The organism is Bacillus sp. RB3 (assembly GCF_030164735.1).
GTDB classification, from domain to species: domain Bacteria; phylum Bacillota; class Bacilli; order Bacillales; family Bacillaceae_G; genus Bacillus_A; species Bacillus_A cereus.
Window position 1 is genome coordinate 1 of record NZ_JASNGE010000068.1, and the last position, 8,467, is coordinate 8,467.

An 8,467-nucleotide genomic window follows, 5' to 3' on the forward strand; every position below is an offset into this window, starting at 1 on the left:
AAGTTAAGCTCTCTAGCGCCGATGGTAGTTGGGACCTTGTCCCTGTGAGAGTAGGACGTCGCCAAGCAACTTTAAGACGAGTCAGAATGACTCGTCTTTTTTGTATGCTTTCATACCTCTATCAATTGCATTTTTAACCCCTTCTAAATAAGAAAATCCATATTTTTTATCTGGCTCTAAGTAAGTTCCTTCCGCCCACTCGTTCCATGCGTTAATAAATAAAAACTCGCTGTTATAAAAAGAGTAAGTCCGATGAATTTGCTTGCTTAAATATATGGTGAACTTTTCAGGGGTAGAACCTACAAAGATGCTGCTATTCGCGTTTTTACGTCGTGCAGTATTATCCCAATCAACAAAAGCACCAGGAAATGTTTTTTTCTTTGGGAGCGATCGTTGTAATATATACATCCATACTTTATCGTAGTCCCAAACGTTTAATTGCATATCAGAATCATATATTACCTTATTTATGTCTGAAGAGCTATCATGGGCAATTGTATAGAAAGGTTCAAACTGAATGCTAGCATCGAATCCATTTATATTAGGTAGTGGAAAACTGTTTAATGTTTCAGCAAAGTATATACCTTTTAAACCATTTTCTCGCGCTAATGCATTCCAGTAATTAAGCATTTTTTCACAATCAGGAATATGTCCTGGACGATAAATAATGAATAGAGGTTTATCATCTATATAAATATATCTCTCATCTTGGAAAGCCTGTAATAAATAATCAAAGTGTTCCTTCCAATCAGATATATCTCCGTAGTCTTGAGGCATTAATATATGTTTATCGAGACCATCCCAAGATTTTGTCCATGGTTCATTTGCCCAAGAAAGACAAAAAGGGAAGTCAGGTTCTTTCATCTTTAGTACCTCATTAAAGGGTGTTTCTAATAGTCTTTTTCCTTTAAACCAGTAATGATAATAACAAAAACCATATATACCGTATGCTTTAGCGATTTTTGCTTGCCACTTTCTTACGGAGGGGGTAGTTAAGTCGTAATAAAAATCTTGATAAGGTTCCCTAGGTTGATAATGTCCTGAAAATAAAGGTCGTGCACTTTTAGTATTTGTCCATTCAGTAAATCCTTTCCCCCACCATCGATCATTTTCTTTAATTTGATGGAATTGTGGTAAGTAAAAAGCGATTATTTTCAAGTTATATCCCCCTCGTGTTTTTCGTAGTTCAAGTGTTGGGAAGTTATTCTTGATTTGGTGAAGCAATTTTAAAATAAGAGATATGTTATCTGTTTACTGTTTTTTTTATGGTATGTATTGGATTTTTTAAGCTTACTTAATAAGAGAGTATTAGGTAATTTGATATATATCTGAAATAGAAAGTACTTTTCGTCATGAAATTTATTACGTTGAATGAAAGGAATTAAATTTTTTGAAGGACAAAGAGGGCCTGTGGTAATCGATTTACATCATCAAAAAAGTCTTGTAGCTTTAAATATTTCTCATAATGATTTTCAATATAAGTCCTAGGTATAACGGTTTCTCCGTAAAAACTACTATTTCTAACATCCCCTGCACCAGTAGGGCTATGAACAAATTTGCCGTTTTCATAATCCGAGATGGCGCGATGTATATCTGGAAAAGCTTGAGATAAAGTTTTATGCCATCCTGTTTGAATTAATTCAGGATGTTCTTGGAATTGTTGACAAAAATCAAGAAAATAGCGCGCTTGTGTTGTTGCGATGAAGATTCCACCAGGGCGAAGAACTCTTGAAAATTCTTTTACCCAATTTTCGGCAGTTGCTTCGGATAAATGTGAGAATACAGAATAAGCGAATATGATATCTAATGAATTGTCGCTAATAAAATCTACAGGGGGATGTGGGCTTGCTGTTTTATATATCCCTCTTCCTAGTGTTTCATTACAAAGTGTGATCATCGCAGGATCGACATCAATGCCAAGTAAATTTTGATCAGAGGCATCTTTAAATAAGAAGCGTATAATTCTTCCCCATCCGCATCCGAAGTCTAAAACTTTACTTTCTTTATTCAAGGGAACTCCTAAATTTTGGGCGCATTCTTTTATATGGCTATAAAACAAATATGCTTCGTAAAGAGCATGTTCATAGGAAGCACCTACAAATTGTTTTTGAATTTCTTCAGTAGGAAACATAGGTACGGGAACCCCATTTATCGTTGTTTGTGAACAACTTTGTATAAATAAATTTAGAAGTTCGGCATCAGATAGTGAATTAACAAGATGATCAAAATCACTTCCTAACTTAAAGTTATTCATTTGTTAAACCTCCGAATTATATAGTGATTAAACTTTATTTTCTTGCTTTTTACTAATGAAAACATGTAAAAATTCAGCATCTAACCCTAGTGATCTATCCTTTTGTAAATAAACAATTGTATACATGTTTGCATGTGTATAAATATATTCAATCATATCCTGCCCCCAATCGAACGTTACTAAAGATCCATTCTCATCAATAGGGTTTCCATGATAAATGGGCTCTTCAATATATTCAATCACCTCTTTATTCATTCTTGCTCTTTGCACAGTTTTTGTGAGTGTATGATACCAAGGGACAGTAAATACATGAGCACCGCCAGGTTTCAATACTCGTTCTATTTCTTTAAAGGCTTTGTTTGGCGTCATTACATGCTCAAAAACGTCTTGAGTAATGAATAAATCAAAAGATTCATTTTCAAAAGTCATGTCTTCTAAGTTCTCACATCTAATACCTTGAAAGTATTGGCCAAGAGGATAATTTCTAAAGTATTGAGAATAAGTATAGTTTTTACAGTTTTTTAATAGTAGCTGAGTCGTAATTCCTCCAGGAGAGGATTCGTGAATATTATAGGAATCCCATTTTGGAAAAAATGTATGTAAAGCATGGATTAAAGCTCGCTGCCTTGGTATAGAGTTACATGTAGAACATAAATAATGATCTCTAAGCCAATCATTATGCTCTATAAATGTAGCTTTCTTTTCGCAAATAACGCAGTACCCATTATTGTGTTTCAAATTGATTTCCACACGATATCCCTCCTATGTTAATAAATGCAATCTATGTATGGAAAGTATGATACACGTCAACAATCGGCGAAATTAAAGGAAATGGGTGAAAGTTAGGTATCTCTTAAAATTACGATTAGGAGAAGGGAATAATTAGTTGGAGAGAACTCCCACTCGAATTAAAGTTTCACTTTATGCTATGCGATGTATCAGCTTTTATTCGTGGAAAAATGTATAGACTTAAAATATCCCTTTCGTGTATGGGTACATTTCAAAATCCTGTGCGTATATTTCTGTAACTAAATCCATAGTTTCTTTATCATAAAAGCTTTCGTATGTTGGAAATCGGGGAAAGCCTGGATCTGTAATGCTAAGTTCTGCATAGCTTCCTGCATAAATCATCTTGTGAGCACGATGATGATCTGAATTTGTAAAAAGTGCTAAAGGGGATTTCATCAAATCGTACATGTGTTCCATCTTGGTGATTTGTGTATTAAAATCTTCTAAAGGGATATAGCATTGAATGAAATTTTCTTCACCAGGGACGTATTGTTGACTGAAATGTATATCTAATGCTAGGGAATTGGAATCGAATGCCTGAACGTAATATAAAAATTGTTTAAATGATATTCCTTGATTACTATATTTATCATTATAAAAATAATGACGGATGCTTTCCCATTGTGGGCTAGCATATGGATTGTCAGCAAGTAATAAAAATGAGCTGACAGCTCTTGTATAAGGATTTCGTACAAGTTTACAAACATTTTTTTTAGCCTCTAGAAGACTATTTTGTAATTGTTGAATGTAATTTGTACTGTTTTTATACACCCAGAACTCATAGTAATGAATAAAGTCATTGTATTTCTTTGCTTCAGTAAATAATCCAATTTGAAAAAAGAACCAATTAGCTAATGAGGTGCATCCGCTTCTATGACTCCAAAATAGTATAAGGGGAAAGTCTTTATGGTAATGCGGAATTCGATCTTTATGTAGGATTACATGATTTAAAAGTTCTTGATTTATATTTTTCATGAGTTTAGCGCTCCTTTTTTGAGAACTTTGTGTATGTAGAAGTTTTTTTATGGGGTAAACAAGTGAGGATTGTTTATTAAATATATTCATGGGGATGAGTAAATATTATGAGTGTTTTTGCAGTCAACCTGAATAAGGAAGCTATTATAAAATGAAAATAGAAAATAAAGATAATGAAAATTTATAACAAACATACAATGATAAGAGGATGAATAATCAAAATGATCCAGTTTATTTGTGTATATTTTTAAGTTTGACGATAGGAAAAATTTATTACTAGAGAGATGATATTATGAGGAAGAATAATTATTTAATAGTAGGTGGAAATAGTTTCATTGGTATCAACCTCGCATTGGGTTTATTGAAACAGGGGCAAAATGTAAAAGTATTTTCCAGACATATAAATAATTTTCCTCAAAATATTATAAGTGAAGTTGAATTTATTAAAGGTGATTTAGAAAATGTTGAGGATATATATAAGGCTTTAGTGAATATAGATATTATTATTTATTTAGCTGCGACGTCTAACGTAGCAACTTCAATTGAAGATGTTTTAGGTGATATTAATAGCAGTCTATTTTTTCTTAATTTCATGGAAAGTGTTAAAGATTTTCGTATTAAAAAAATTATATTGGCTTCTTCGGGAGGCACAGTTTATGGTGAACCTGAATATTTGCCTATTGATGAGAAACATCCATTAAGACCACTTTCCCCGTATGGAATAACAAAAGTTTCGCTGGAGAATTATTTGTATTTTTATAAGAGAAAATATGGAATAGATTATGTTGTATGTAGATATTCTAATCCGTATGGAAAATACCAAAACCCCTTAAAAAAAGTAGGGGCGATAAATTGTTTTTTGTACCAGCATCTCAGTAATGAAAGGATTCATATATATGGGAATCCGGAGGAAATTATTAGAGATTATATTTATATCGATGATTTAGTTGAAATTACTATACAACTAGCACAATTAAATCAATTGAAATCTTGCGTATACAACATAGGGAGTGGCAAAGGTCTTTCTTTAAAACGAATTATAGTGGAATTAGAGAAAATAACAGAAAGAAAAGTGGATTTTATCTGTTACAAACAAAAACAAGAGAACGTTCAAAAAATCATTTTAAATATTGATAAGGTAAAACAAGAATTGAATTGGGAACCTAAAATAGATTTTAAACATGGGATTAGATTAAATAAGCTATGGATTGAAGAGTTCTTATATAGTAAAAAATAATAACCCACACTCTACTTGTATATAAGCAGAGCGTGGGTTATTAATTTACTTCTTTTTCTATAACCCAAAGGTCTTGATGTTCCCACCAAAATCCTTCAGTATACTTTTTGATAATTGGGTTATGGGGTAATAATTTAATTTTGTCACACACGTAAGAGGGACTAACTATCGTTTGTCCGTATTGATTCACATCTAAATCGAATTGTTCACTAGAAGAGAGAAACCAATAGCCCTTTTCATTTAAATTTGGAAACCCGAAGTATTTTTTGCTTTGATAGCCATGGGTTGTGAAAATGAATAAACCACCAGGTGAAACAGCGTTATACAATGTTTGCAGCCAACGAAACCAAGTTGTATCAGGCATATGAGAGAAAAAGGATAGACAAAAAACGATATCGTACGTAGAGGAGTCCAATTTTAACTGTTCAGGCTCAGGATGAGATAATATAGAAGAATTATTTAATTTGTTTTCAATAAAGGAAATAGCCTCTTCGTGTATATCGCAAGCGGTTATACTCAAATTCGCTTGTAGATTTAATAAATGACGTGTTACGCAGCCGTATCCGGATGCAAATTCTAACAATTTAATTAGATTGACTGTAGGAGGATAAAGGGAAGTAATTAAGTTTAAGAGTATTTGTGCTGAGTTTTGCCCATCTTTAAAGTAATAATCTATCGCTTCTTTTTTTGATGGGAAGACGGGATTAGTGACAATGAACTGAAAGATATGATCCTCAGGATGGATACTTGCATTTACATTATAGCTGTGTGCGATTTGAGAAATTAAATCTTTATGTTCCTCTATAAAGTCTTTCAAAGAGTATTCCCCCTTAAATAATAGTAGCGCCTTACAAGAGATATTGATGGTATAGAAAGCACACGTTTAAATTTTTAAGTATGTTTTAAGATACTTTCTATATGTATACATTTTCATTTTAGAAATGTCGTCGATAGTAAATTTTTCTTTAATGAAATTTTGCATTTGCACAACTTCATTGTAATGGGAGTATGAATCTTCTGTTCTCGTTACGCTATTTAAATGTCGTCTATGATAGTTTAAGGGGGCTGGATTGAAGTAAATATCTCCCTCTGTAAGAAGAGAAACATAGAAGAACCAGTCGCCAGCTATTTTGAACTTCTCTAACTGTTTTTCCGTTTTCTTCATATCTATATTTTTAAAAACTACACTTGAAACATTAGGTATAGTGTTTTTGATAAGTAACGTATCTTGTATTTCTTCGACGCCTTTTCGAAAATAGGGGGCTTTCCATTTTTCTTTATCGATATCATTTGTGTAATTTAAATAATGATTAGCCAATACATTTCCTTGTTCATCTATTTGTTTTGATTGTGTGTAACTTAAGGTAATATTGTTATTTATATAAAACCCCTGTATCACCTCTTGTAAAAATGTCTTATCGCATAAGTCATCGGCCTCTGCGATCCAAATATAATCACCAGTTGCTGCAGAGACTCCTTTTATCCATTGTTTAAATACAGAACTAGAGTTTTTATCATTAATAATCTGTTGAACCTTCAGGTGGGTCTTATTTTCTTTTGAAAGCAGCTTTTTAAAAGTTGATACGCTATGATCAGTGGAGGCATCGTCTAAGAAAATTAGTTCGTAAAGAGGGTAGGTTTGGTTTAATATTGATTCGATTCGATCAGGTAAGTATTTTTCATAATTATAGTTCGGTATGATTACACTTATCTTTTTGTAATTATGTTCGAGAAGATCTAGTAATTGATAAATGTAATTAAGAAAATTGAAGTTTTTTTCGATAAGTTCTTGGCCAAAGCTTCCCTTTTGTAATCGTAATCCCTCATCATGAATAAATTCATATATTTTTTCTAGTATTTTGGGTAAATTTAAAAAGTCTACTAAGGCACCAGTTTTTTCTGTAACAACATCTTCAAAACCTCCAGCATTTTTAAACCCTATAACAGGAAGTTTTGCATCTAATGCTTCTAAAACAACATTTGGAAAAGGATCTTCCCTTGAAGTTAATAAGTATAAGTCAGCCCCAGCGTTATATAATCCGATATCGGGAGTAGGATCGACTAATGTGAAATGTGCTTTATATTTAGGGGGCAGTGTATTCAGGAATTGAACGTCTGTTCTCCCTACCCAAATGAAATGAATATCCTTGTGAGTCTTTCTTACTGAGTAAGAGATAAGTGAGAATAAATCTATCCCTTTCCGATAATCTGCGAAGCCTACACCCAAGATGATTTTGCTATCTAGAGGCAGGTTAAGCTTCTTACGTAACTCATTTCTAGCTTTTGCAATATTGTTCTTATAAGGATTGTGGTTAAACAAACCTTGAGGGAGAATGTGACATTTTTGAGGATCCAATTCAGTGATTGTACGAAATTTTTCATATACGTATTGTGAAGGGAAGACAACTTTGTAAGCAAATTCAGCGATGTTTTTAGCTTTCCCTTCAGCAGAGTACTGTTGTATTAAATGCGGTAATTCATGTATTAATGAAACAACTTTTATATTTTGTCTAGCTAGTAATGCGACGATATCGCCACTTATGACAGTGCTACATATGGCGAGGGTAAAATTCTGTGATAATAAATCCTTTATTAATAATTCGACCTTTTCTTCTGTTTGATAACCTTGCTCGAGACAATAAACAGGACCGTACTTTTGAAAATCGGGAATTAAAATACCGGATCCAATAGAAATAATTGCAACAGAGTAATCAAAGTTTTCTTTAAGAGCCTTAATAGTATGTAAAGAAAGTAGCTGTGCTCCGTGGAAATGGGCATCATGGGATACATAAATTATCTTTTTATTAACATGCATTTCATAACGCCTCCTAAGGGTATTAGATTTCTTTCCCTTTTTTAAAGGTAAAGAAGAGAAGTGTTTTATTTATAATCCCCCTAGAGATGAGCAGGAGGGAGAACGTACTAAAAGAAAAAATACTATCCTTAATATATATTTACTTGGTCTCACATTCATTCTTTAGAAAAGTATTAGTATTAAGTTAGAGAGTGTAGGCTGCAGATTGTTAATTTGAATACATAAGTTTAAGAAGTTCTAAGGATGTGTTAGAAATTAAGAGAGGGCAAAGCTTTTATGATTTATAAAATAAAAAAGATAAAAGGTATTGACGATTGATCTACAGGGGTGTAATATAGAACAAGTCGCCGATGACAATAACGTCGAAAGCGACAAACGAAATAAAAAACTTAGTTGA

7 protein-coding genes are annotated in these 8,467 nt (G+C 32.7%); 1 reads left to right on the top strand and 6 read right to left on the bottom strand.

Annotated features, from left to right (window positions below; genetic code table 11):
* Nucleotides 1-81 precede the first annotated feature (81 nt).
* The 4 genes from QO049_RS30085 to QO049_RS30100 form a co-directional block, all read right to left on the bottom strand.
* Nucleotides 82-1,158 carry a glycosyltransferase WbsX family protein gene (locus QO049_RS30085; RefSeq protein WP_000690999.1) on the bottom strand — a complete coding sequence of 359 codons (1,077 nt, stop codon included), beginning with the start codon at nucleotides 1,156-1,158 and terminating at the stop codon, nucleotides 82-84.
* Between the two features lie 223 nt (nucleotides 1,159-1,381).
* Entirely contained in the window at nucleotides 1,382-2,254 is an 873-nt protein-coding gene (locus tag QO049_RS30090) for a class I SAM-dependent methyltransferase (protein ID WP_284489802.1), read from the bottom strand.
* A 27-nt stretch (nucleotides 2,255-2,281) separates the two neighbouring features.
* The gene (locus QO049_RS30095; protein WP_000405118.1) at nucleotides 2,282-3,004 is read right to left on the bottom strand and encodes a class I SAM-dependent methyltransferase; all 723 of its coding nucleotides are present in this window, start codon (nucleotides 3,002-3,004) and stop codon (nucleotides 2,282-2,284) included.
* Nucleotides 3,005-3,223: 219 nt separating this feature from the next.
* Nucleotides 3,224-4,018 carry a sulfotransferase family 2 domain-containing protein gene (locus tag QO049_RS30100; protein ID WP_000790055.1) on the bottom strand — a complete coding sequence of 265 codons (795 nt, stop codon included), beginning with the start codon at nucleotides 4,016-4,018 and terminating at the stop codon, nucleotides 3,224-3,226.
* 292 nt (nucleotides 4,019-4,310) lie between these two features.
* Here QO049_RS30100 and QO049_RS30105 point away from each other — a divergent pair, with 292 nt between their 5' ends.
* Nucleotides 4,311-5,255, top strand: coding sequence for an NAD-dependent epimerase/dehydratase family protein (locus tag QO049_RS30105; RefSeq protein WP_246961776.1), 945 nt, complete (start codon nucleotides 4,311-4,313; stop codon nucleotides 5,253-5,255).
* Nucleotides 5,256-5,295: 40 nt separating this feature from the next.
* On the opposite strand, the gene QO049_RS30110 is transcribed toward QO049_RS30105, so the two are convergent.
* Entirely contained in the window at nucleotides 5,296-6,072 is a 777-nt protein-coding gene (locus QO049_RS30110) for a class I SAM-dependent methyltransferase (protein WP_246961778.1), read from the bottom strand.
* Nucleotides 6,073-6,138: 66 nt separating this feature from the next.
* Nucleotides 6,139-8,070, bottom strand: a complete 1,932-nt coding sequence (locus QO049_RS30115) for a glycosyltransferase (protein WP_097856381.1) — start codon at nucleotides 8,068-8,070, stop codon at nucleotides 6,139-6,141.
* Between the last annotated feature and the right edge of the window lie 397 nt (nucleotides 8,071-8,467).